21 protein-coding genes are annotated in these 24,660 nt (G+C 65.3%); 12 read left to right on the forward strand and 9 right to left on the reverse strand.

Features of this window, described 5'->3' with window-relative positions:
* Nucleotides 1-220 precede the first annotated feature (220 nt).
* Entirely contained in the window at nucleotides 221-421 is a 201-nt protein-coding gene (locus tag PRtIB026_RS08530) for a hypothetical protein (protein WP_050703906.1), read from the reverse strand.
* Nucleotides 422-988: 567 nt separating this feature from the next.
* Here PRtIB026_RS08530 and pcaR point away from each other — a divergent pair.
* The 9 genes from pcaR to pcaC all read left to right on the forward strand — a co-directional run bounded on the left by pcaR (nucleotide 989) and on the right by pcaC (nucleotide 10,722).
* Nucleotides 989-1,858, forward strand: a complete 870-nt coding sequence (gene pcaR / locus PRtIB026_RS08535) for an IclR family transcriptional regulator (protein WP_203647858.1) — start codon at nucleotides 989-991, stop codon at nucleotides 1,856-1,858.
* 438 nt (nucleotides 1,859-2,296) lie between these two features.
* On the forward strand, nucleotides 2,297-3,643 hold the full coding sequence (locus tag PRtIB026_RS08540; RefSeq protein WP_203647857.1) for an MFS transporter: 1,347 nt from the start codon (nucleotides 2,297-2,299) through the stop codon (nucleotides 3,641-3,643).
* Nucleotides 3,644-3,810: 167 nt separating this feature from the next.
* Nucleotides 3,811-4,671 carry a CoA transferase subunit A gene (locus tag PRtIB026_RS08545; RefSeq protein WP_203647856.1) on the forward strand — a complete coding sequence of 287 codons (861 nt, stop codon included), beginning with the start codon at nucleotides 3,811-3,813 and terminating at the stop codon, nucleotides 4,669-4,671.
* Entirely contained in the window at nucleotides 4,668-5,447 is a 780-nt protein-coding gene (locus tag PRtIB026_RS08550; protein WP_203647855.1) for a CoA-transferase subunit beta, read from the forward strand. The genes PRtIB026_RS08545 and PRtIB026_RS08550 overlap by 4 nt, the downstream gene beginning before the upstream one ends.
* Nucleotides 5,444-6,649 carry a 3-oxoadipyl-CoA thiolase gene (pcaF, locus tag PRtIB026_RS08555; protein WP_203652702.1) on the forward strand — a complete coding sequence of 402 codons (1,206 nt, stop codon included), beginning with the start codon at nucleotides 5,444-5,446 and terminating at the stop codon, nucleotides 6,647-6,649. The genes PRtIB026_RS08550 and pcaF overlap by 4 nt, the downstream gene beginning before the upstream one ends.
* A gap of 214 nt (nucleotides 6,650-6,863) precedes the next feature.
* Entirely contained in the window at nucleotides 6,864-8,153 is a 1,290-nt protein-coding gene (locus PRtIB026_RS08560) for an MFS family transporter (protein WP_203647854.1), read from the forward strand.
* Between the two features lie 9 nt (nucleotides 8,154-8,162).
* Entirely contained in the window at nucleotides 8,163-9,515 is a 1,353-nt protein-coding gene (locus PRtIB026_RS08565) for a 3-carboxy-cis,cis-muconate cycloisomerase (RefSeq protein WP_203647853.1), read from the forward strand.
* Nucleotides 9,516-9,527: 12 nt separating this feature from the next.
* Nucleotides 9,528-10,319 (forward strand): 3-oxoadipate enol-lactonase, encoded by a 792-nt coding sequence (pcaD, locus tag PRtIB026_RS08570; protein WP_267813742.1) that lies wholly within the window; start codon nucleotides 9,528-9,530, stop codon nucleotides 10,317-10,319.
* Nucleotides 10,320-10,329: 10 nt separating this feature from the next.
* Nucleotides 10,330-10,722: a 4-carboxymuconolactone decarboxylase gene (pcaC, locus tag PRtIB026_RS08575; RefSeq protein ID WP_203647852.1), complete on the forward strand. Its 393-nt coding sequence runs from the start codon at nucleotides 10,330-10,332 to the stop codon at nucleotides 10,720-10,722.
* 141 nt (nucleotides 10,723-10,863) lie between these two features.
* Here pcaC and PRtIB026_RS08580 read toward each other — a convergent pair whose 3' ends face one another.
* The gene (locus tag PRtIB026_RS08580; RefSeq protein WP_203647851.1) at nucleotides 10,864-11,388 is read right to left on the reverse strand and encodes a DUF962 domain-containing protein; all 525 of its coding nucleotides are present in this window, start codon (nucleotides 11,386-11,388) and stop codon (nucleotides 10,864-10,866) included.
* 92 nt (nucleotides 11,389-11,480) lie between these two features.
* Here PRtIB026_RS08580 and PRtIB026_RS08585 point away from each other — a divergent pair, with 92 nt between their 5' ends.
* A complete protein-coding gene (locus PRtIB026_RS08585; RefSeq protein ID WP_203647850.1) occupies nucleotides 11,481-12,167 on the forward strand; it encodes a Crp/Fnr family transcriptional regulator in 687 nt (228 codons plus the stop codon).
* Here the strand turns inward: PRtIB026_RS08585 and PRtIB026_RS08590 are convergent.
* The 5 genes from PRtIB026_RS08590 to ttgA all read right to left on the reverse strand — a co-directional run bounded on the left by PRtIB026_RS08590 (nucleotide 12,067) and on the right by ttgA (nucleotide 20,611).
* Nucleotides 12,067-13,050 (reverse strand): LysR family transcriptional regulator, encoded by a 984-nt coding sequence (locus PRtIB026_RS08590; protein WP_203647849.1) that lies wholly within the window; start codon nucleotides 13,048-13,050, stop codon nucleotides 12,067-12,069. The two genes, PRtIB026_RS08585 and PRtIB026_RS08590, sit on opposite strands and share 101 nt — an antisense overlap.
* 211 nt (nucleotides 13,051-13,261) lie before the next feature.
* Complete coding sequence (locus PRtIB026_RS08595) at nucleotides 13,262-14,515, reverse strand: OprD family porin (RefSeq protein WP_234560687.1); 1,254 nt, start codon at nucleotides 14,513-14,515, stop codon at nucleotides 13,262-13,264.
* 343 nt (nucleotides 14,516-14,858) lie between these two features.
* Nucleotides 14,859-16,304, reverse strand: a complete 1,446-nt coding sequence (locus PRtIB026_RS08600) for an AdeC/AdeK/OprM family multidrug efflux complex outer membrane factor (protein WP_203647848.1) — start codon at nucleotides 16,302-16,304, stop codon at nucleotides 14,859-14,861.
* Nucleotides 16,301-19,453 carry an efflux RND transporter permease subunit gene (ttgB, locus tag PRtIB026_RS08605; protein WP_203647847.1) on the reverse strand — a complete coding sequence of 1,051 codons (3,153 nt, stop codon included), beginning with the start codon at nucleotides 19,451-19,453 and terminating at the stop codon, nucleotides 16,301-16,303. Before ttgB ends, PRtIB026_RS08600 begins: the two co-directional genes overlap by 4 nt.
* A gap of 3 nt (nucleotides 19,454-19,456) precedes the next feature.
* Complete coding sequence (gene ttgA, locus PRtIB026_RS08610; protein WP_110737409.1) at nucleotides 19,457-20,611, reverse strand: toluene efflux RND transporter periplasmic adaptor subunit TtgA; 1,155 nt, start codon at nucleotides 20,609-20,611, stop codon at nucleotides 19,457-19,459.
* A 247-nt stretch (nucleotides 20,612-20,858) separates the two neighbouring features.
* Between ttgA and ttgR the strand changes: the two genes are divergently transcribed.
* Nucleotides 20,859-21,491 carry an efflux transport transcriptional regulator TtgR gene (gene ttgR, locus PRtIB026_RS08615; RefSeq protein WP_028690203.1) on the forward strand — a complete coding sequence of 211 codons (633 nt, stop codon included), beginning with the start codon at nucleotides 20,859-20,861 and terminating at the stop codon, nucleotides 21,489-21,491.
* Nucleotides 21,492-21,673: 182 nt separating this feature from the next.
* Here ttgR and PRtIB026_RS08620 read toward each other — a convergent pair whose 3' ends face one another.
* Entirely contained in the window at nucleotides 21,674-23,125 is a 1,452-nt protein-coding gene (locus PRtIB026_RS08620; RefSeq protein ID WP_203647846.1) for an MDR family MFS transporter, read from the reverse strand.
* Between the two features lie 428 nt (nucleotides 23,126-23,553).
* Here PRtIB026_RS08620 and PRtIB026_RS08625 point away from each other — a divergent pair, with 428 nt between their 5' ends.
* Nucleotides 23,554-24,423 carry an isocitrate lyase/PEP mutase family protein gene (locus tag PRtIB026_RS08625; RefSeq protein ID WP_197866695.1) on the forward strand — a complete coding sequence of 290 codons (870 nt, stop codon included), beginning with the start codon at nucleotides 23,554-23,556 and terminating at the stop codon, nucleotides 24,421-24,423.
* 6 nt (nucleotides 24,424-24,429) lie between these two features.
* Here PRtIB026_RS08625 and PRtIB026_RS08630 read toward each other — a convergent pair whose 3' ends face one another.
* Nucleotides 24,430-24,603 carry a hypothetical protein gene (locus PRtIB026_RS08630; protein ID WP_177330819.1) on the reverse strand — a complete coding sequence of 58 codons (174 nt, stop codon included), beginning with the start codon at nucleotides 24,601-24,603 and terminating at the stop codon, nucleotides 24,430-24,432.
* Between the last annotated feature and the right edge of the window lie 57 nt (nucleotides 24,604-24,660).

Below are 24,660 nucleotides of genomic sequence, written 5' to 3' on the forward strand. Positions count from 1 at the left end.
GACCCCGCACCTGCATGGCGCAGGTGAGCTTTCGCGCAAAAACGTCGTAAAAAATCGATAAATTTCAGAAAAATCAGCGATTTGAGACGATTTTCGTAGAGAGCCCGCAATTTAAACGATTGTATGAAATTTGTGTGATTCCATTTCATATCGAGCATTTTCACCCAGGATGCCTTGCCGCAACCGTTGCTCGATAGCGGCGCCATGACATCGTGTGACTTCACTCGCCGTCGCTGCGCAGTTCCTTTTCGATCTTCTCGATTTCCTGGGCGAAGGCCTGGTCGAGAATGCTGGCGCGTTTACGCCAGGGTTTGCGTTCCGGGTCGGGTTGTGCGGCATAGGTGGTGACTTCACCACCGTAAACATCCTTGTAACGTTCGGCCTGGCGCTCGAGCTCCGCGCGCAGTTCTTCTTTCGTCACAGTAATACCTGAATAGGTTGAAGTTGGGCGTCAGCCGCTAAATACACACGCAGGATGTGGAAATTCAGCAACGCGAACACATCGTTGCACTGCAAGGACAGAGTGTGGGAGGGCGACCTGCGGCGCACCACACGACAAGCCACTGCTCAGGCAGCGGGCAGGCGTCAGGAAGGCAACGAAAGTTTGTCGATTGGATCCGTTATACAGCGCAGACAATCAACATGAGCCGATTATAGCAATCGGCAATTCGAAGGCTATCGTTCTTTACCCGCCATTGACAATAGTCCTGAAGTTATTCTTTGCGGACAGAGGGTTTGTCCGAGCGGACTGCTGAAAGTTCAAGTTGTTGTGGTAGGCAAGTTTGCCGATGGGTGTCGGAAATGAAAACGGCCTCGCTGGGAGGCGAGGCCGTTGCCTGGGACTTCTACGGTGGGTACCTGACCAGTCTCTCCAAAGAAGCCACATGTGGCAGGGGAAAGGTATAAGCAAAAGTGTCAGCGGTCAATTGCGATTATCGGCCGTTCGTTCGATAATCGAACGAGGTAGCGATTTTTTTGAGGCATGTCCATGAGCGAAGAAACCAGCGGCCCGCCAACGAACGAGCCCGCGCGCAATACCAGCCCCACCCTGGCACCGCCGATCGTGGCGTCCGCGGCCAAGCGCATCCAGGCCTTCACCGGCGATCCGGATTTCATGACCTCCCTGGCTCGTGGCCTTGCGGTGATCCAGGCGTTCCAGGAGCGCAAGCGACACCTGACCATTGCCCAGATCAGCCACCGCACGGAAATTCCCCGGGCGGCGGTACGGCGTTGTCTGCATACGCTGATGAAGCTTGGCTACGCGACCACCGACGGGCGAACCTATTCGCTGTTGCCCAAGGTGCTGACCCTTGGCCATGCCTACCTGTCGTCCACGCCGTTGGCGGTATCGGCCCAGCCCTACCTCGACCGGATCAGCGACCAGCTCCACGAGGCGGCCAACATGGCCACGCTGGAGGGCGACGACATCCTTTATATAGCGCGCTCGGCCACGGTCGAGCGGTTGATCTCGGTCGACCTGTCGGTCGGTGGGCGGCTCCCGGCCTATTGCACGTCGATGGGCCGCATCCTGCTGGCGGCGCTGGACGACGCCAGCCTGCACGAATATCTGGAGCGGGCGGACCTCAAGGCGCGGACCAGCCGTACCCTGCACGATCCGGCATCGCTGTTCGCCTGCATCCAGCAAGTGCGCGAGCAGGGTTGGTGCGTGGTTGATCAGGAACTGGAGCAGGGCCTGCGTTCGATTGCCGTGCCGATCTATGACGCCTCGGGGCAGGTGCTGGCGGCGTTGAACGTGAGTACCCATGTCGGTCGGGTCAGCCGTGGGGAACTGGAGCAGCGTTTCCTGCCGATCCTGCTGGCGGCCAGCCAGGACCTGTGTCACCAGTTGTTTGGCTGATCCGCACAGACGCTCCTCATTCCTGCGCACAATCCTGTGGCACCGGCTTCGCCGGTGTTCGCGGCTGAAGCCGCTCCCACGGGATTCCCACTGTCTCAGACGTTGTGCAGTACTTGTGGGAGTGGAGTTTGCACATGACAGTTGCTCGCACAGGAACCGGGCGCTTTGTGTTCGATAAACGCACAGTGTCGTTCCCGACGAATTGCGCCGCCCAGGCCTGCTGATTAATGTCTGTCGCACGAGTCGGCTTCGCCGACCGGACAATAACAACAGGCCCGAGGGCATCCCCATGAAGACCATCCCTTCGCTGTCGCGGCCGCACCCGCGCGCAGTGCTGCTGCACGCCGGCTGATCCAGTTCGCCGTATCCACCGTTTGCTGTTCCTGCGCATCAGCGATGCGCGGTAGCCTGCCTGTGCCCAACTCCCGGATAACAACAATGAACAAGCCACAATCCGCTGTCGGCAACTGCCTCGATGTCCAGTCCCTCATCAATGACCAACCGCTGTCGCGCTATCAATGGCGGGTGGTGATCCTGTGCTTCCTGATCGTCTTCCTCGATGGCCTGGACACCGCCGCCATGGGCTTCATCGCCCCGGCGCTGTCCCAGGAATGGGGCATCGACCGCGCCAGTCTCGGCCCGGTGATGAGCGCCGCGCTGATCGGCATGGTCTTCGGCGCCCTCGGCTCCGGCCCGCTGGCCGACCGCTTCGGGCGCAAGGGCGTGCTGGTGGGCGCGGTGCTGGTGTTCGGCGGGTTCAGCCTGGCCTCGGCCTACGCGACCAATGTCGAGCAACTGCTGGTATTGCGCTTTCTGACCGGCCTGGGCCTGGGGGCGGGCATGCCCAATGCCACCACCTTGCTCTCCGAGTACACCCCGGAGCGGCTCAAGTCGCTGCTGGTGACCAGCATGTTCTGTGGCTTCAACCTGGGCATGGCCGGGGGCGGTTTCATCTCGGCCAAGCTGATCCCGGCCTACGGCTGGCACAGCCTGCTGGTGATCGGCGGGGTGCTGCCGTTGCTGCTGGCACTGGTGCTGCTGGTCTGGCTGCCGGAGTCGGCGCGGTTCCTGGTGGTGCGCAACCGTGGCACCGAGAAGGTGCGCCGGACCCTGGCGCCGATTGCTCCGGCGCTGGTGGCACAGGCCGCGAGCTTCAGTGTGCCGGAGCAGAAGGCGGTGGCGGCGCGCAACGTGTTCGCGGTGATCTTCTCGGGTACCTATGGCCTGGGCACCGTGCTGCTGTGGCTGACCTATTTCATGGGCCTGGTGATCGTCTACCTGCTGACCAGCTGGCTGCCGACCCTGATGCGTGACAGCGGCGCGAGCATGGAGCAGGCCGCCTTCATCGGCGCGTTGTTCCAGTTCGGCGGCGTGCTCAGCGCGGTGGCCGTGGGGTGGGCGATGGACCGCTTCAACCCGCACAAGGTGATCGGCGTCTTCTACCTGCTGGCGGGTGTGTTCGCCTATGCCGTGGGGCAGAGCCTGGGCAACATCACCTTGCTGGCCACGCTGGTGCTGGTCGCCGGCATGTGCGTGAACGGCGCGCAATCGGCCATGCCGTCGTTGGCGGCGCGGTTCTACCCAACCCAGGGGCGCGCCACCGGGGTGTCGTGGATGCTCGGGATCGGTCGCTTCGGCGCGATTCTCGGTGCCTGGAGCGGGGCGACGCTGCTGGGTCTGGGGTGGACCTTCGAGCAGGTGCTGACCGCGTTGCTGGTGCCAGCGGCGCTGGCCACCATCGGCGTAGTGGTGAAGGGGCTGGTGAGCCACGCCGACGCGACCTGAGGCGATAGGTACGCGTTAGATAGTAGAGTAACAAATGGTTCGATAATCGCACGAAAGTGCGATTATCGGATTGTTACCATCCCGACAGCCGCCGTAATCTGGGCCCATCGCAGCGACGCAATGGCCCGCTGCTCACTGACTCGACTCGACCTGACCAGGAGTCTCCAATGGCAGCAATCCTCTCGCTTCACGAGGCCGTGAAGCAGTTCATCCAGGATGGCGACAGCGTCGCCCTCGAAGGCTTCACCCACCTGATTCCGACGGCGGCCGGTCACGAGATCATCCGCCAGGGCAAGCGCGACCTGACCTTGGTGCGCATGACCCCGGACCTGATCTACGACCAGCTGATCGGTGCCGGCTGCGCGCGCAAGCTGATCTTCTCCTGGGGCGGCAACCCCGGCGTTGGTTCGCTGCATCGCCTGCGCGACGCGGTGGAGAAGCAGTGGCCGCACGCCATCGAGATCGAGGAACACAGCCACGCCGACCTGGCCAACGCCTATGTCGCCGGCGCCTCCGGCCTGCCGTTCGCGGTGCTGCGGGCTTACGCCGGCTCCGACCTGCCGAAGGTCAACCCGCTGATCAAGAGCGTCACCTGCCCGTTCACCGGCGAGGTGCTTGCCGCCGTGCCGTCGGTGCGCCCGGACGTCACCGTGATCCATGCGCAGAAGGCCGACCGCAAGGGCAACGTGCTGCTGTGGGGCATCCTCGGCGTGCAGAAGGAGGCGGCCCTGGCGGCCAAGCGCTGCATCGTCACCGTCGAGGAGATCGTCGATGACCTGAATGCGCCGATGAATGCCTGTGTGCTGCCGACCTGGGCGCTCAGCGCGGTGTGCCTGGTGCCCGGCGGCGCCCACCCGTCCTACGCCCACGGCTACTACGAGCGCGACAACCGCTTCTACCAGGCCTGGGACCCGATCGCCCGCAACCGCGAGTCGTTCACCGCCTGGATCGATACCTTTATCCATGGCACCCGGGACTTCACCGAATTCCAGGCCAAGCTGGCCAGCACCGCGGAGGCCGCGCAATGAGCTACTCCACTTCCGAAATGATGACCGTCGCGGCGGCCCGTCGCCTGCGCAACGGTGCCGTGTGCTTCGTCGGCATCGGCCTGCCGTCCAAGGCCGCCAACCTGGCACGCCTGACCTCGTCGCCTGATGTCGTGCTGATCTACGAGTCCGGCCCGATCGGCGCCAAGCCGAGCGTGCTGCCGTTGTCCATCGGTGACGGCGAGCTGGCCGAAACCGCCGACACCGTGGTACCGACCGGCGAGATCTTCCGCTACTGGCTGCAGGGCGGGCGCATCGACGTCGGCTTCCTCGGCGCGGCCCAGGTCGACCGCTTCGGCAACATCAACACCACGGTGGTCGGCGACTACCATGCGCCGAAGACTCGCCTGCCGGGTGCCGGCGGTGCACCGGAGATCGCCGGTTCCGCCAAGCAGGTGCTGATCATCCTCAAGCAGTCGCCGCGGGCGTTCGTCGACAAGCTCGACTTCATCACCTCGGTCGGCCACGGCGAAGGCAGCGACTCGCGCAAGCGCCTTGGCCTGCCCGGCGAGGGACCGGTCGGCATCATCACCGACCTGTGCATCATGGAGCCGGAAGCGGGCACCCATGAATTCGTGGTCACATCGATCCACCCGGGCGTGACTCGCGAGCAGATCGTTGCCGCCACCGGGTGGGCGATCCGCTTCGCCGACGACGTGCAGCAGACTGCGGCACCCAGCGATGTCGAGCTGTCCGCCCTGCGCGACCTCGAAGCGCGCACCGCCGCCGCCCATGGCCAGACGGCAGGAGAAGCCTGATGCGTGACGTCTTTATCTGCGACGCCATCCGCACCCCCATTGGCCGCTTCGGCGGCGCCTTGGCCAGTGTGCGCGCCGACGACCTGGCGGCGGTGCCGCTCAAGGCGCTGGTCGAGCGCAATCGGCAGGTGCAGTGGGAACTGCTCGACGAAGTGTTCCTCGGCTGCGCCAACCAGGCCGGCGAGGACAACCGCAACGTGGCGCGCATGGCGCTGCTGTTGGCCGGCCTGCCGCAGAGCATTCCCGGCGTGACCCTCAACCGCCTGTGCGCCTCGGGCATGGACGCCATTGGCAGTGCTTTCCGCGCCATCGCCAGTGGCGAGATGGAGCTGGCCATCGCCGGTGGCGTCGAGTCGATGTCCCGCGCGCCGTTCGTGATGGGCAAGGCCGAGAGCGGTTACTCGCGCAACATGAAGCTCGAGGACACCACCATCGGCTGGCGCTTCGTCAACCCGTTGATGAAGGCGCAGCATGGCGTGGACTCGATGCCCGAGACCGCCGACAACGTCGCTGACGACTACCAGGTGTCGCGCGCCGATCAGGACGTCTTTGCCCTGCGCAGCCAGCAGAAGGCCGCCGCCGCGCAGGCTGCCGGTTACTTCGCCGAAGAGATCGTGCCGGTGCGTATCGCCCATAAGAAAGGCGAGACGGTGGTCGAGCAGGATGAGCATCTGCGCCCGGACACCACGCTGGAGGCGCTGAATAGGCTCAAACCGGTCAATGGCCCTGACAAGACGGTTACCGCAGGCAATGCCTCGGGCGTCAACGATGGCGCCGCCGCATTGATCCTGGCCTCGGCCGAGGCGGTGAAAAAGCATGGCCTGACCCCACGGGCCCGGGTGCTGGGCATGGCCAGTGCCGGCGTGGCGCCACGGGTGATGGGCATCGGCCCGCTGCCGGCGGTGCGCAAGCTGACCGAGCGGCTGGGTGTGGCGGTGGCAGATTTCGATGTCATCGAGCTCAACGAGGCGTTTGCCAGCCAGGGGCTGGCGGTGCTGCGCGAGCTGGGCTTGGCGGACGATGCGCCGCAGGTCAATCCCAACGGCGGTGCGATCGCCCTGGGGCACCCGCTGGGGATGAGCGGGGCGCGCCTGGTGCTGACGGCGCTGCATCAGCTGGAGAAGAGTGGCGGGCGCAAGGGGCTGGCGACCATGTGTGTGGGCGTCGGGCAAGGGTTGGCGCTGGCCATCGAGCGGGTCTGAAGTTGGACTCGCCCCCTGTAGGAGCGGCCTTGTGCCGCGAAAGGGCTGCGCAGCGGCCCCGAGACTTGTGTTCCAACGCGAATACCGCCGGGGGCTGCTACGCAGCCCTTTCGCGGCACAAGGCCGCTCCTACAGGGATCCATGTCCGGCAGGGAACGAGATTGTTACTGGGTATGTCTAGACTTTGCAGTGACCTCCCAGGAGTAAAAACACCATGACTTCCAGCTATTACACCGGCGAAGAACGCAGCAAGCGGATCTTCGCCATCGTCGGCGCCTCGTCGGGCAACCTGGTCGAATGGTTCGACTTCTATGTCTATGCCTTCTGCGCGATCTACTTCGCCCCGGCCTTCTTCCCCTCCGACGACCCCACGGTGCAGTTGCTCAACACCGCCGGTGTGTTCGCCGCAGGCTTCCTGATGCGCCCCATCGGTGGCTGGATCTTCGGCCGCCTGGCCGACCGTCACGGGCGCAAGAATTCGCTGATGATCTCGGTGCTGATGATGTGCGGCGGCTCGCTGATCATCGCCTGCCTGCCCACCTACGCCAGCATCGGCGCCTGGGCACCGGCGCTGCTGCTCCTGGCACGGCTGATCCAGGGCCTGTCGGTGGGCGGCGAGTACGGCACCACCGCCACTTACATGAGCGAAGTGGCCTTGCGCGGCCAGCGCGGCTTCTTCGCCTCGTTCCAGTACGTCACCCTGATCGGCGGCCAATTGCTGGCGGTGCTGGTGGTGGTGATCCTGCAACAGCTGCTCAGCGAGGATGAGCTGCGCGCTTATGGCTGGCGCATCCCGTTCGTGGTCGGCGCCATCGCCGCGCTGATCTCGCTGATGCTGCGTCGCTCGCTGAAGGAGACCAGCAGCGCCGAGACCCGCCAGGACAAGGACGCCGGCACCATCAGCGGGTTGTTTCGCAACCATGCCGCCGCCTTCATCACAGTGCTGGGATACACCGCCGGTGGCTCGCTGATCTTCTACACCTTCACCACCTACATGCAGAAGTACCTGGTCAACACCGCCGGCATGAACGCCAAGAGCGCCAGTTTCGTCATGACCGGCGCGCTGTTCGTGTTCATGATCCTGCAGCCGGTGTTCGGCATGCTCTCCGACCGCATTGGCCGACGCAATTCGATGCTGCTGTTCGGCGCCCTGGGGACGATCTTCACCGTGCCGTTGCTGATGGCGCTGAAGACCGTGAGCAGCCCGTTCATGGCCTTCGTGCTGGTGACCCTGGCGCTGTGCATCGTCAGCTTCTACACCTCCATCAGCGGCCTGGTGAAGGCCGAGATGTTCCCCCCGCAGGTCCGTGCGCTGGGGGTAGGGCTGGCCTATGCCGTGGCCAACGCGGTGTTCGGCGGTTCCGCCGAATACGTGGCACTGGGCTTGAAAACCTTAGGGATGGAGAACACCTTCTACTGGTACGTGACCGCGATGATGGCGGTGGCCTTCCTGTTCAGCCTGCGCCTGCCCAAGCAAGCGGCGTACCTGCACCATGATCACTAAGGACGTTGCATGAGCAACCAACTGTTCGATGCCTACTTCACCGCGCCGGCCATGCGCGAGATCTTCTCCGACCGTGGCCGGCTGCAGGGCATGCTCGATTTCGAGGCCGCCCTGGCCCGTGCCGAGGCGGGTGCCGGACTGGTGCCGCACACCGCGGTGAGCGCCATCGAGGCGGCCTGCAAGGCCGAGCGCTATGACGTGCGTGCCTTGGCCGATGCCATCGCCATTGCCGGCAACTCGGCGATTCCGCTGGTCAAGGCCCTGGGCAAGGTGGTCGCCAGCGGCGTGCCCGAGGCCGAGCGCTACGTGCACCTGGGCGCAACCAGTCAGGATGCGATGGACAGCGGCCTGGTGCTGCAACTGCGTGACGCCCTGGCGCTGATCGACCGCGACCTCGGCAAGCTGGCCGACACCCTGGCCCGCCAGGCGCTGCAGCATGCCGACACGCCGCTGGTGGGGCGCACCTGGCTGCAGCATGCGACGCCAGTGACACTGGGGATGAAGCTGGCCGGTGTACTTGGCGCCCTGACCCGTGATCGCCAGCGCCTCAAGGAACTGCGCCCGCGCCTGCTGGTGCTGCAGTTCGGCGGCGCCTCCGGCAGCCTGGCGGCGCTGGGCAGCAAGGCCTTGCCGGTGGCCGAGGCCCTGGCCGCGCAGCTGAAACTGTCCTTGCCCGAACAGCCGTGGCACACCCAGCGGGACCGCCTGGTGGAGTTCGCCTCGGTACTGGGCCTGGTCGCCGGCAGCTTGGGCAAGTTCGGCCGGGATGTCAGCCTGCTGATGCAGACCGAGGCGGGCGAGTTGTTCGAGCCCGGCGCGCCGGGCAAGGGCGGATCCTCGACCATGCCGCACAAGCGCAACCCGGTGGGCGCGGCGGTGCTGATCGGTGCCGCCACCCGCGTGCCGGGGCTGGTCTCGACCCTGTTCACCGCGATGCCCCAGGAGCACGAGCGCAGCCTCGGCCTGTGGCATGCCGAATGGGAAACCCTGCCGGAAATCTGCTGCCTGGTCTCCGGCGCCCTGCGCCAGGCGCAGCTGATAGCCGAGGGCATGGAGGTGGACGCCGCCCGCATGCGCCGCAACCTGGACCTGACCCAGGGCCTGGTGCTGGCCGAGGCGGTCAGTATCGTGCTCGCCCAGCGCCTGGGGCGCGAGCGTGCCCATCACCTGCTGGAGCAATGCTGCCAGCGCGCCGTGGCCGAGGGGCGCCACCTGCGTGCCGTGCTGGGCGACGAACCGCAGGTCAGCGCCGAACTGTCCGCTGAGGAGCTCGACCGTCTGCTCGACCCTGCCCATTACCTCGGCCAGGCGCGTGTCTGGGTGGCACGCGCCGTGGCCGAACATCAACGATTCACTGCCTGAAAGGAGACCGCTGTGGCGCACCTGCAACTGGCCGATGGCGCATTGCATTACCAACTCGACGGTCCGGACGATGCGCCGGTGCTGGTCCTGTCCAACTCGCTGGGCACCGACCTGCACATGTGGGATGCGCAGATCCCGGCCTGGGCCGAACATTTCCGTGTGCTGCGCTACGACACCCGGGGGCATGGCGGTTCGCTGGTCACCGAGGGCCCCTACAGCATCGAGCAACTCGGTGGCGACGTGCTGGCCCTGCTTGATGCCCTGGATATCGAGAAGGCCCATTTCATCGGCCTGTCCATGGGTGGCCTGATCGGTCAGTGGCTGGGCATAAACGCGGGTAACCGCCTGCTCAGCCTGGCGCTGTGCAACACGGCGGCGAAGATCGCCAGTGACGAAGTGTGGAACACCCGCATCGACACCGTGCTCGCGGGGGGCCGGCAGGCCATGGCCGACTTGCGCGATGCCTCCATCGCCCGCTGGTTCACCCCGGCGTTCGCCGCCGCCGAGCCGGAACGCACCCTGCGTATCTGCCAGATGCTGGCGCAGACCTCGCCGGAGGGCTACGCGTCCAATTGCGCCGCGGTGCGCGATGCCGATTTCCGTGACCAGCTCAACCAGATCCAGGTGCCGACCCTGATTGTCGCCGGTAGCGCCGATGCGGTGACCACCCCCGAGCACGGTCGCTTCATGCAGGCCGGCATCCTCGGCGCCGAGTACGTGGAGTTTGCGGCGGCGCACCTGTCCAATGTCGAGATCGGCGCGCCGTTCAGCCGCCGTGTGCTCGACTTCCTGTCGAGCCGCTGAGGAGTACACCGTGGACGAGAAACAACGCTACGAGGCGGGCATGCAGGTACGCCGTGCGGTGCTGGGCGACGCCCATGTCGACCGCAGCCTGGAGAAGCTCAACGACTTCAACGGCGAGTTCCAGGAGATGATCACCCGGCATGCCTGGGGCGATATCTGGACGCGCCCCGGCCTGGCGCGGCATACCCGCAGCCTGATCACCATCGCCATGCTGATCGGCATGAACCGCAACGACGAACTCAAGCTGCACCTGCGCGCCGCCGGCAACAATGGCGTGACGCGCGAAGAGATCAAGGAAGTGATCATGCAGAGCGCGATCTACTGCGGGATCCCGGCGGCCAACGCCACGTTCCACCTGGCCGAGTCGGTGTGGGATGAGCTGGGGGTGGAGTCGCGGCTGTAGGCTTGCGCGCTTCCCTGTAGGAGCGGCCTTGTGCCGCGAATGGGCTGCGCAGCAGCCCCATCGCGGGGGACGCCGAAGCTGCCGGGCCGCTTTGCGGCCCTTTCGCGGCACAAGGCCGCTCCTACAGGCCTCGAGGTGGGGTCAGATCGCCGCTTTCTTCTGGCGGATGGCCACCGGCCCGGCATTGGCCTCCACGGCCTTTTTCAGCTCAGGGCACAGCCCGGCCATGAACGCCAGCTCCGCCACCACGAACAGTGGCCCGATGATCAGCCCGCTCAGGTCATCGACGAACGCCGGCTTGCGTCCTTCATACCAGTGTCCGACGAACTGGATGATCCAGCCCACCACGAACGCCCCCAGCCCGGCGCTCAGCCACAGCCCGGTGCTCTGCACGGCCAGTGCCTGGCCGGCCCACAGGCACAGCCCCAGCAGCAGGCCCATCACCAGCCCGAAGCGCAGGTCCAGGCGCAGGTAGAACCACACCGACCAGCCCGCCAGCAGCAGGGCCGGCGACAGCCAGACGCCGGCCAGGTCCCAGCCGGGGCGCGACAGCAGGATGGTCACCGCCAGCACGATCAGCGGAATGCCGATGAAGTGGGTGGCGATGTTGCGCGGATCGCGGTGGTAGGCCGCGTATTGACTCAGGTGCTCGACGAGGTTTTTCATTGTTGTTCCTCCATCAGGGGTGAGCGCAGCTTGCCCCTGTTCAGTCACCGTCGTCTGTCGCCTGGCCGACAGAGTTCGTTTTGCGAGGCACCATGCACGACCCGCGTACCCAGCTGCTGCATGGCCAGTGGTTCCGGCAATTGCCCGCTACCGTTCAGGATAGCCTGCTGGCCCTGGGCCGTGCGCGTGAGCTGGCGCCGGGGCAATGCCTGTTCCAGCGCGGCGATGCGCCCTGTGGCCTGTATGCGGTGCTGGAGGGGGCGATGCGGGTCGGCGCGGTCAGCAGCGAAGGCAAGGAGGCACTGTTGACGCTGGTCGAGTCGCCCCACTGGTTTGGCGAGATCAGCCTGTTCGACGGCCAGCCGCGTACCCACGACGCCTATGCCGAAGGGCCGACGCGCCTGCTGTGGATCCCCCAGGCGCCGCTGCTCGAGTGGCTGGCGCGTGAGCCTGTGCACTGGCGCGACCTGGCCTTGTTGATGAGCCACAAGTTGCGCTGGGTGTTCGTTGCCCTGGAGCAGCAGAGCCTGCTGGCCGCAGCGCCGCGGGTGGCCCAGCGCCTGCTGCAGATGGCCGAAGGCTATGGCGAGCGCGATGTCGCCCAGTGGCGGTTGCAGGTGTCCCAGGAACAGCTGGCGCTGATGTTGTCGCTGTCGCGCCAGACCATCAACCAGATCCTCAGGAGCTTCGAGCAGTCCGGCGTGGTGCGCCTGGGCTATGGCGAGGTGGAGATTGTCGATGCCCGGCGTCTGCGGGCGATGGGGCAGCATCCAGGCTGACCAGGGTGTCGATCATCGCCCGCGCCGCCGGTGACAGGCGATAGCCGCTGCGGCTGATCACCCCGCAGCGCACGCTGAGGACCTCCAGGCCCGGCGGCAGGTTGCGCCAGTGCAGGCGCACCAGATCGCCGGTGGCCAGGTCCTCGGCCACCGCCTCCTCGCTGGCCGTGCCGATGGCGTCGCTGGCCAGCACCACGCTGCGCAGCACCGCCAGGTGCTCGGTCTGCAGGTGCGGGGTGAAGTCGCTGCGTCCGCTGAGGTTGGCCAGGCGCTTGCGCACGCCCGGCGCCAGCAGCGCACTGGCCAGTGGGTAGGCGAACAGGTCGTTGGTCGACAGGCTGTCCTTGGCCAGCAATGGGTGACCCGGGCGGCAGAAGAACAGGCCGGGGCGCGGGGTCAGCGCTTCGGTGTGGAAGTTCGGATCGGCCTCGAAGGGGCGCACGTCATCGACGAAGAACTCGATCTGCTCTCGCCGCAGCGCCTGGCCCAGGCGTTCGGCGTTGTCCACCAGCAGCGCGGTGCGGATGCCTGGGTGGCGATCGATGAACTGTTGCAGGGCCTGGGGCACCAGGCGCACGGCCAGGGCCGGGCCACTGCCGAAATGCAGTTCGCCGGCATCGAGCTTGGTCATCTGCAGCACGTCGTTGTTCAACTGCGCCGCGCCTTGCACCAGGCGGCGGGCGTGTTGCAGTACCACCTGCCCCTCGGGGGTAGGGGGCAGTGACTTGTTGGCGCGATCGACCAGGGCGCAGCCGAAGGTCTGCTCGAGGTTCTGGATGGCGCGGCTGAAGGCAGGTTGGGTGATGCCCATGGCTTCGGCGGCGCGGACGAAACTGCGGTATTCGGTGAGGGCGATGAAATAGCGCAGTTGGCGGAGGTCCATGCTCGGGCTCTGGTGCGGGGATCAGGGCTCGGTTTTAGCGGGCTGCCATATATGACGTCAAAGAATGTTATTTGATTTATATATTCCTTTAGATTCTTTAGTGTGGCCACCGGCCTCTTCGCGGGTAAACCCGCTCCCACAGGTATAACACTGGACTCCAAGGCTGTGCTGTCCCTGTGGGAGCGGGTTTACCCGCGAGAGGCCAGACCTGCTAAAGCAGGTTCAGCGGATAACTGACAATCAACCGGTTCTCGTCGAACGCATTGCTGCTGAAGTCCCTGCGCATGGTCGAGTTGCGCCATTTCACCGACAGGTCCTTGAACGTCCCGGCCTGCACCACATAGGCAAGCTCAGTCTCGCGGGCCCACTCCTTGCCATCGTCCACCCCGCCGGCATGCACGTTGTCACCCTTGATGTAGCGGTTCATCAGGGTCAGCCCGGGGATGCCCACGGTGACGAAGTTGAAGTCATGGCGCACCTGCCAGGAGCGTTCCTGGGCATTGTCGAAGCTGGCGTTGTAGCTGTCGTTGGCCAGGGTGCCGCCGCTGGTGCCGTTGACCCGCATCCAGGCATCGTCGCCGCTGACCTTCTGCAGGCCGACGTAGAAGGTGTGGCCCTGGTAGCGCGCCGAGAGCATGGCCGAGGCAGTGCGGTTGTCGAGATCGCCGGCGCGGGCGCTGCCGTCTTCCTTGCCGAGGAAGTAGCCCAGGTTGGCGCCCAGGGTCCAGTCGCCCAAGGGCTGGCTGTGCACCAGGTTCAGGTACTGCTGGCGGTAGATGTCTTTGAGGCGGGCGTCCCACAGGCCGACCATCGTGCGCTTGTCGTTAAAACTGTATTCGCCACCGGCGAAGTTGAAGCGGTCGGAGGTGATGCCGGCGCGCCCCTGCATGAACATGTCTTCCATGCTCGCGTCGTTGCGTGGGCTGTTGCCACGGAACTGGCCGGCATACAGAGTCAGGCCGTCGAGCTCCTTGGAGGTGAGCTGGCCGCCGCGGAAGGTCTGCGGCAACGAGCGGCCATCGTCCGAGCGCAGGATCGGCAGCACCGGCATCCACTCGCCGACCTTGAGCTCGGTCTGCGACAGGCGCGTTTTCAAGGCCACGCCCAGGCGGCCGAAATCATCGGCCGGGCGGCCATCGTCATGCACCGGCAGCAGGTGGGTGCCAGCCGTGCCCTTGCCGCCATCGAGCTTGACCGAGTACAGGCCCAGCACGTCCACACCGAAGCCAACGGTGCCCTGGGTGAAGCCGGAACGGGCGTCGAGGATGAAGCTCTGGGTCCATTCCTCGGCTTTGCCCTGGGGGTTGGCCGGGTCGACGAAGTTGCGGTTGATGTAGAAGTTGCGCAGGTTGAGGCTGGCCTTGGCGTCTTCCAGAAAACCGCTTTCGGCGGCGACGGCGGGCAAGGCGCAGGACAGGGCCAACAGGCCCGGCAGCAGCTGGCGTGCGGGTTGCAAAGTGCTCATCTGTCGTGGATCTCTTGTTTTTATTGGGCGAGCCGGTGCGCTGCGGGTGCGGGCCGCAGGGTCGGGCGTCTTTAGAGAGAGCTTGTGCAACGTTGCGTGGGCGATGGTGCGGGGGAGGGTGGGGGCGAGGCAATTCGCGGAACGCGGAATGGGGCGATTATCGAACCATATGTTGGCGCTGGTAGCCGGTGCAGGCTGTGCTGGCCCTTTCGCGGGTAAACCCGCTCCCACAGGACGCTGCATTCCCCCTGTGGGAGCGGGTTTACCCGCGAAAGGGCCCTGGCAGTCAGCCAAAAAACAAAAAGCCCACCGCAAGGGTGGGCTTGATGCGTTACCGGTCCAATCAGCCTTTCGGCGTCTGGATCGAGGCCTGCTGCTGGGTCTGTTCGTACCAGCCGCCACCGAGGGCCTTGTACAGGTTGACCTCGCTGACCAGCTGCGACAGGCGATCGCCGATCAGCGACTGCTGGGCGCTGAACAGGTTGCGCTGGGCGTCGAGGAAGGTCAGGTTGCTGTCGATGCCGATGCGGTAGCGACGCTCGGCCAGGCGGTAGTAGTCCTGGTTCGCCGCCACCAGGTCGCGTTGCGCCTGCAACTGCTCTTCGAACGTCTTGCGTGCGGCCAGGCCATCGGCGACTTCCTGGAAGGCGGTCTGGATGGTCTTCTCGTACTTGGCGACGTTGATGTCCTTCTGGATCTTCGAGTAGTCCAGGCTGGCCTTGAGGCTACCGGCGTTGAAGATCGGCAGGTTGATCTGCGGCTGGAACAGCCAGGTGCCCGAACCACCCTTGAACAGCCCGCCCATGTCCGGGCTCAGGGTACCGGCGTTGGCGGTCAGGCTGATGCTCGGGAAGAACGCGGCGCGGGCGGCGCCGATGTTGGCATTGGCGGCCTTGAGCAGGTGCTCGGCCTCCTGGATGTCCGGACGGCGTTGCAGGATGTCGGACGGCAGGCCGGCCGGCACTTCGGCCAACTGGTCGGCATTGAGCTCCAGCGGCTTGGGCAGGGTGGCCGGCACGCCGGTGCCCACCAGCACGGTGAGGCTGTTCAGGTCCTGGGCGACCAGGCGCTGGTACTGCGACAGCTTGACCCGCGCGCCTTCGACGGCGGTGCGGGCCTGGCTCAGGTCCAGCGCCGAAGCCACGCCCACCTCATTGCTGCGGCGGGTCAGGTTGTAGCTCTCTTCGTACGTCTTGAGCGTTTCTTCGGTCAGCTTCAGCAGCGCCTGGTCGGCCTGCCAGGTGTAGTAGGCGTTGGCCACGCTGGCCACCAGGCTGATCTGCGTGGAGCGGCGCGCCTGCTCGCTGGACAGGTAGGTTTCCAGGGCCTGCTGGGTCAGGCTGCGCACACGGCCGAACAGGTCCAGCTCATAGGCGCTGACACCGAGGGTGGCCGAGTACTGGCTGTTGATGGTGGATTCGCCGGTCTGCGACATGTTGGCCGGCATCCGCTGGCGGCTGCCGCTGCCATTGGCCGTCACGGCCGGCAGCAGGTCGGCGCGCTGGATACGGTACTGGGCGCGGTAGGCGTCGATGTTCAACGCCGCGACGCGCAGGTCGCGGTTGTTTTCCAGCGAGGTCTGGATCAGCTGCTGCAGCGCCGGGTCGTGGAAGAACTGGCGCCAGCCCTGCTCGGCCGCGGCAACGTTGGCCGACTCGGTCGGCGAGTACGCAGGACCTTGCGGCCACTGCGCGGCCACCGGCGCCTCGGGCGCCTGGTAGTCGGGGATCAGCGAGCAGCCGCCGAGGATGAAGGCGGTTACCGCCAGGGACAACAAAGACTTGGTCATTGCCCAGCCTCATAACGTGGAGTTTCAGGGGTGGCGTGTTCTTTCGGCTCTTTGCTGCCGAACAGCGACGACACTGCGACGAAGAATAGCGGTACCCAGAAGATCGCCAGCACGGTCGCACTGATCATGCCGCCGATCACACCGGTACCGATGGCGTGCTGGCTGCCGGCGCCGGCGCCGCTGGCGATGGTCAACGGTACCACGCCGAGGATGAACGCCAGGGAGGTCATGATGATCGGGCGCAGACGCATACGGCAGGCCTCGATGGCCGCGTCGTACAGGCTTTTGCCCTGTTCGTGCAGTTCCTTGGCGAATTCGACGATCAGGATGGCGTTCTTCGCCGCCAGGCCGATGGTGGTCAGCAGGCCGACCAGGAAGTACACGTCGTTGGACAACCCGCGCAGGCTGGTGGCGAGCAGTGCACCGATGATGCCCAGCGGCACGACCAGCACCACCGCGATCGGGATCGACCAGCTTTCGTACAACGCTGCCAGGCACAGGAACACGAACAGCACCGAGAGGGCGAACAGCGCCGGCATCTGCGAGCCGGAGAGTTTTTCCTCGTAGGACATGCCGGTCCAGGAGAAGCCGATGCCGGTTGGCAGTTCGCCGGCGATGCGCTCGACTTCGGCCATGGCCTCACCGGTACTGTAGCCCGGTGCCGGGGTACCGAGGATCTCGACCGCCTCAACGCCGTTGTAGCGCGACAGCTTCGGCGAGCCATAGCTCCATTCGCCCTTGGCGAAGGAGGAGAACGGCACCATCTCGCCCTTGCCGTTGCGCACGTACCACTTCTGCAGGTCTTCCGGGCTCATCCGCGAGTTTGGCTCGCCCTGGATGTAGACCTTCTTGACCCGGCCACGGTCGATGAAGTCGTTGACGTAGCTACCGCCCAGGGCGATCGACAGGGTGTTGTTGATGTCGGCGATGGTCACGCCCAGGGCACTGGCGCGTTCGTCGTCGATGGTCAGTTGGTACTGCGGTTCGTCGTTCAGCCCGTTCGGACGCACGGCGCTGAGGATCTTGCTCTGCGCGGCCTTGGCCAGGAACTGGTTGCGCGCTTCCATCAGTTTCGCGTGGCCGACGCCGGCGCGGTCCTGGAGGAACACGTCGAAGCCGGTGGCGTTACCCAGTTCGAGCACCGCCGGCGGGGCGAAGGCGAACACCATCGCGTCGCGGAAGCTGAAGAAGTGCATCTGCGCGCGCTGGGCGAGGGCGAACACGCTGTTCTCCTTCGAGCGCTCGTCCCACGGCTTGAGCATGATGAACGCCATGCCCGAGCTCTGGCCACGACCGGCGAAGTTGAAGCCGTTGACGGTGAACACCGATGCCACGGTATCGGCTTCCTTGTCGAGCAGATACTCGCGCATCTGGTCGACCACCACCTGGGTGCGCTCGGCACTGGAGCCGGCCGGGGTCTGCACCTGGGCGAACAGCACGCCCTGGTCTTCCTCGGGCAGGAACGCGGTGGGGATGCGCGCGAACAACCAGATCATGCCGACCACGATCAGGGCGTAGGCCAGCAGGAACGGGATCTTGTTGCGCAGGATGGTGCCGACGCTGCGCTCGTAGCCGACGACGCTGCGGTCGAAGTTGCGGTTGAACCAGCCGAAGAAGCCGCGCTTGGCCACATGGTGCTCGCCCTTCTTCAGCGGCTTGAGCATGGTGGCGCACAGGGCCGGGGTGAAGATCAGCGCTACCAGCACCGACAGGCCCATGGCCGAGACGATGGTGATGGAGAACTGGCGATAGATCACACCGGTGGAACCGCCGAAGAACGCCATTGGCAGCAGTACCGCCGACAGCACCAGGGCGATACCCACCAGGGCGCCCTGGATCTGCTCCATGGAACGCTTGGTCGCCTCCTTGGGCGGCAACCCTTCCTCGGACATCACCCGCTCGACGTTCTCCACCACGACGATGGCATCGTCCACCAGCAGGCCGATGGCCAGGACCATGGCGAACATGGTCAGGGTGTTGATGCTGAAACCGGCGGCGGCGAGGATGCCGAACGTACCCAGCAACACCACCGGCACGGTCATGGTGGTGATGATGGTGGCGCGGAAGTTCTGCAGGAACAGGTACATCACCAGGAACACCAGGACCACGGCCTCGATCAGGGTGTGGATCACCCCGCTGATCGATTCGGTGACCACCGGGGTGGTGTCATACGGGAACACGGCCTTCACGCCCGGCGGGAAGAACGGCTCCAGGTCGCTGATGGTGGTGCGCAGCGCCTTTGCGGTGTCCAGGGCGTTGGCGCCGGTGGCCAGCTTGACCGCCAGGCCCGAGGCCGGCATGCCGTTGTACTGGGCACTGATGGCGTAGTTCTCGCCGCCCAGGCCGACCGTGGCGACATCCCCCAGGCGGACCTGGGAACCGTCGTTGTTGACCTTGAGCAGGATCTTCTCGAACTGCTCGGCGGTCTGCAGGCGGGTCTTGCCGATGATGGTGGCGTTGAGCTGGGTACCCGGCAGTGCCGGCAGGCCGCCGAGCTGGCCGGACGAGACCTGGACGTTCTGCGCGGCCACGGCGGTGCGCACGTCGACCGGGGTCAGCTGGAACTTGTTCAGCTTGGCCGGATCCAGCCAGATGCGCATGGCGTACTGCGCACCGAACACCTGGAAGTCACCGACGCCCGCGGTCCGCGAGATCGGGTCCTGCATGTTGGAGACGATGTAGTTGGCCAGGTCGTCCTTGCTCATGCTGCCGTCTTCGGACACCAGGCCGATCACCAGCAGGAAGTTCTTCACTGCCTTGGTGACGCGGATACCTTGCTGCTGCACTTCCTGCGGCAACAGCGGGGTGGCCAGGTTCAGCTTGTTCTGGACCTGGACCTGCGCGGTGTCGGAGTTGGTGCCCTGCTCGAAGGTGGCGGTGATGGTCATGCTGCCGTCGGAGTTACTTTCCGACGACACATAACGCAGGTTGTCGATACCGTTGAGCTGCTGCTCGATCACCTGCACCACGGTGTCCTGCACCGTCTGCGCCGAGGCGCCCGGGTAGGTCACGGAGATGGCGATGGCCGGCGGGGCGATGCTCGGATACTGGTTGATCGGCAGCTTCAGGATCGACAGGGCGCCGACCAGCATGATCACCAGGGCGATCACCCAGGCGAAGATCGGGCGATCGATAAAGAACTTCGACATGGTTTACTCCGCTTTGGCGTCTGCTTTGGCCGCGTTGGCCTGAGCCGGGCTGGCCGGCTTCTTGACGTTGGTGGCTTCGCTGACCTTGACCTCGACACCCGGTCGCACGAACTGCAGCCCTTCGGTGATCAGACGGTCGCCCGGGTTCAGGCCTTCCTCGATCAGCCAGTCGCTGCCCAGGGTGCGGCTGGCCTTCAGCTGGCGCAGTTCGACCTTGTTCTCCTGGTTGACCACCAGCGCGGTCGGCGCGCCCTTGAGGTCGCGGGTCACGCCCTGTTGCGGGGCCAGGATGGCGTTGGCGTTGACCCCGGCCTTGAGCCGCGCATGGACGAACATGCCGGGCAGCAGGGTGTGGTCGGGGTTGGGGAAGATCGCGCGCAGGGTGACGGAACCGGTGGTCTCGTCGACCGCGACTTCGGAGAACTCCAGGCGACCCTGCTGCTTGAACAGGCTGCCGTCTTCCAGCACCAGCTGCACCTGGGCGGCGTTGTCGCCGGCCTTCTGCAGTTGGCCGCCTTCCAGGTCACGGCGCAGCTTGAGCAGCTCGGCGGTGGACTGGGTGACGTCGACGTAGATCGGGTCGAGCTGCTGGATGGTGGCCATGGCGTTGGTCTGGCCGTTGTTCACCAGGGCGCCTTCGGTGACCGAGGAGCGACCGATGCGGCCACTGATCGGCGCCAGCACCTTGGTGTAGCGCAGGTCGATCTGGGCGCTCTTGAGCGAGGCCTCGGCCTGCAATCGTTTGGCGTTGGCGTCGTCGTATTCCTGCTTGGAGACGGCCTGCTCGTCGATCAGTTGCTTGTAGCGTTCGGCCAGCGAGCGGGTAGCCTGCAGGTTGGCCTGGGCGTTGGCCAGGGTCGCCTCGTAGACGGCCGGGTCGATCTGGTAGAGCTGCTGCCCTTCCTTGACGTCGGTGCCTTCCTTGAACAGGCGCTTGAGAATGATGCCGTTCACTTGCGGGCGAACCTCGGCCACACGGTAGGCGCTGGTGCGCCCCGGCAGTTCCGAGGTCAGGGTGAAGGCTTGCGGTTGCACGGTCACGACGCCGACCTGAGGAGCCTGGGGCGCTGGCGCGGCTTCCTCTTTCTTACAGCCACTGAGCAGGGTTGCCAGGGCCACGGCGGAAACCAGGGCGGTTACGGCTGGCTTGAATTGCATGAGGATCCTCGGGTCGCAGGAGCAAGGGAGCTCAAGAATATAGTGGAAGTGTCTTATGAGAAAAACGCTATCCGGTGGATAAATAGCTTGCTAAGGAATATACTTACATTCATGGTTGTTTGTAAATACCGTCGGTGAGTCGCCGCGGATCGTCCACATGCACCCGGGAGCGGCCCATGTAGCGCCTGCCCCGGCCTGATTCCCGCCCGCCGGATGCGCAGGCGGGGCCTGATGAGGTTGTACTGCCATGGTCCGTCGAACCAAAGAAGAAGCCCAGGAAACCCGTGCCCAGATCATCGAGGCGGCGGAAAAGGCCTTCTACAAGCGCGGGGTCGCGCGCACCACCCTGGCCGACATCGCCGAGCTCGCGGGGGTGACCCGCGGGGCAATCTACTGGCATTTCAGCAACAAGGCGGAGCTGGTGCAGGCGCTGCTCGACAGCCTGCACGAGACCCATGACCACCTGGCCCGGGCCAGTGAAAGCGAGGACGAACTCGACCCGCTCGGCTGCATGCGCAAGCTGTTGCTGCAAGTGTTCAACGAGCTGGTGCTCGATGCCCGTACCCGGCGTATCAATGAAATCCTGCATCACAAGTGCGAGTTCACCGACGACATGTGTGAGATTCGCCAGCAACGCCAGGGCGCGGTGCTGGACTGCCATCAGAGCATCGCCCTGGCCCTGGGCAATGCCGTACGTCGTGGCCAGTTGCCCGGGGAGCTCGATATCGATCGGGCTGCCGTGGCCATGTTTGCCTATGTGGATGGCCTGATCGGCCGCTGGCTGCTGCTGCCGGACAGCTTCGATCTGTTGGCCGATGTCGAAAAATGGGTCGATACCGGGCTGGATATGCTGCGCTTGAGCCCGGGCTTGCGCAAATGACACTTTGTTAAGGATTGTGAGGAAGTGTTACTCCCATCCTATTAACGCAGAATTAATAACGTGGGAGCGGCGGTGCGCCGATGCGACTTGCCCCGCGATGAGACCTTCCAGGCCATGACGTCACCTGGGCGGAACGCTATCGCGGGGCAAGTCGCATCGGCGCACCGCCGCTCCCACAACTTTCAGCGCCCGCGCAACTGCCGGTCCGGCAGTGCCAGCGCCGCCAGCAGCCCGATCAGCGAAGCCCCGGCACTGACCAGCAACAGGTCGCGGAAGGTTTCCAGCAAGCGCACCTGGGTCTGCGGATCCGCCTCGCCCGCCTTGAGGCTGCCCAGCAATGGGTTGCCCAGCATCTCCAAGCCGCCCTGATGCAGCAGCGCCAGCAGCAGGCTGGACATGCACGCCACCCCCATCGCCCCGCCGAGCGAGCGGAACAAGTTGGTGGTGCTGGTCGCCACGCCGATGTCCCGGCTGTCCACCGCGCTTTGCGTGCCCACCAGCGAGGTGGGGAACTGCAGGCCGCAGGCGATCCCGGTCAGTAGCATGAACAGTGCGCTGAGCAACCCCGATTGCGGCGGCGTCAGCGCCATGGCGGCGATGGCCAGCGGCATCAGCAGCGCACCGGTGAGGATCTGCGGCTTGAAGCGGCCGGTGCGGCTGGTCATGCGCCCGCCGGTGAAGGCACCGATGGGCAGACCCATGGCCAGCGGCAGCAGGTGCAGTGCCGCGCTGTCAGCGCCGGCCCCGGTGATGCCCTGGTAGCGCAGGGGCATGAGCATGGTCAGCGAGATCGATTGGAAACTGGCGAAGAAAATCACGCACCAGCACAGCACCGCGACCCGGTTGCCGAACAGGCCCAGCGGCAGCAGCGGCTCACGGCAACGGCGCTCGTGGGCGATGAATGCCAGCAGCCCGAGCAGCGCGCAGCCCAGCAGCGCCAGCACCTGCGAAGACAGCCAGGCATGCCCCTGGCCGACCAGGGTGATGCCCAGCAGCAGGCTGCCCAGGCCGAGGATCATCAACACCGCGCCCAGATAGTCCACCCGGGCCTCGCGGCGCTTGACCGACAAGCCGTCCAACGCCCGGTGGATCACCCAGAGCGCCACCAGCCCCAGCGGCAGGTTGATCCAGAACACCCAGCGCCAGGAAAGATACTCGGTCAGCCAGCCACCGAGCACCGGCCCGGTGACACTGGCCAGGGCATACATGCTGCTGAAATAGCCCTGGTAGCGGCCGCGCTCGCGGGGCGGCACGAAGTCGCCGATGATCGCCTGGCTCACCGACACCATGCCGCCGGCGCCGATGCCCTGGAGCACCCGCGCCAGCACCAGCTGCGGCATGTCCTGGGCCAGGCCGCAGGCCACCGAGGCCAGGGTGAACAGGGCAGTGCCGGTGAGGATCATGCGCCGCCGGCCATACAGGTCGCCGAGCTTGCCGTAGATCGGCACGGCGATGGTCATGGCCACCATGTAGCCGGAGATGACCCAGGCCAGCAGCCCGACATCATTGAATTGCGCGGAAATCGCCGGCATGGACACGGCGACGATGGTCTGGTCGAGGGCGCCGAGGAAGATCGCCAGCATCAGGGCGGTCAGGACGCTGCGCAGGACGGTGGGGGGCAGGGCGGCGGTCACGTTCGGTTCCTTTTTCTTGTAGGAGCGGGCTTGTCCCGCGAACACCGGCCAAGCCGGTGCCATGCAGTGCGGTGTGGCCATCGCGGGGCAATCCCACTGCCACCAGCGAGACAATTGTACCCTGAGTTACATAGCTACCTATGTACTCCGTGCATCCCCTATGCAAGATCGGCATTGGCGCATTCATCCAGTGCTGCATGGCCGCGTGATATCGTGGCTAGGCCGCAGAGGCTGAAATCCGGGGCCTGCACCAGCATGGTGCAGCCATTTGCCGCAGGATTTCGCGTCGCTGTATGTCCACACCTTCTATTCCTCTGCCTGCATGTCGAGCATGACCGCCCAGATGGCGACGGTTGGAACAGTCAGGTAGACCCGATTCAGGGGTCGGTTGTCAGCCGTTCACAAATTTCATTACAAGCGGAGTGATCATGCCCAAGGCTTCCCACCACGATCTGCGTTTTGCCTTCCGCGAACTGCTTGCTTCAGGTTCGTGCTATCACACCGCTTCGGTCTTCGACCCGATGTCCGCCCGTATCGCCGCGGACCTGGGCTTCGAAGTCGGCATCCTCGGCGGCTCGGTCGCCTCGTTGCAGGTCCTGGCCGCGCCGGACTTCGCCCTGATCACCCTCAGCGAGTTCGTCGAGCAGGCCACCCGCATCGGTCGCGTCGCCCAGTTGCCGGTACTGGCCGATGCCGACCATGGCTATGGCAATGCGCTCAACGTGATGCGCACGGTCATCGAACTGGAGCGCGCCGGCGTGGCCGCGCTGACCATCGAGGATACCTTGCTGCCGGCCCAGTTCGGTCGCAAGTCCACCGACCTGATCTCGGTGGAGGAGGGCGTGGGCAAGATTCGTGCGGCGCTGGAGGCGCGTGTCGATTCGGCGCTGGCGATCATCGCCCGGACCAATGCCGGCGTGCTCACCACCGAGGAAATCATCGTCCGCACCCAGAGCTACCAGAAGGCCGGCGCCGATGGCATCTGCATGGTGGGGGTGAAGGACTTCGAGCAGTTGGAGCAGATCGCCGAGCACCTGAGCGTGCCGCTGATGCTGGTCACCTACGCCAACCCGAACCTGCGTGACGACGAGCGCCTGGCGCGCCTGGGCGTGCGCATCGTGGTCGATGGCCATGCCGCCTACTTCGCCGCGATCAAGGCCACCTACGACTGCCTGCGCCAGCAGCGCGGCCAGCAGCACAAATCGGACAACCTCGGCGCCACCGAGCTTTCGCACACCTACACCCAGCCCGAGGACTACATCCGCTGGGCGAAAGAGTACATGAGCGTCGAGGAGTGATCCTCTCTACCTGACGGCGCTCAGCGTGGCGCTATGAGGGACGCAGTGCTCGTGGACGCAGCTGGCGGCCGCGTTGGGCTGGCTGCGCAGCAGCTCGACCCGCCAGCAGGCCGAGCCGTAGAGCCCGGCCACCGCGACCAGGGCAAAGACGAGGGCGCAACGCCTGGATTTGATGCTCATGGTGCGGACCTCCTGTTGGTGCAACAGGTGATACCTTCCAGCATAGGCCTTGTGCGC

It is taken from the genome of Pseudomonas sp. RtIB026 (genome assembly GCF_016861355.2).
Lineage (GTDB): Bacteria > Pseudomonadota > Gammaproteobacteria > Pseudomonadales > Pseudomonadaceae > Aquipseudomonas > Aquipseudomonas peradeniyensis.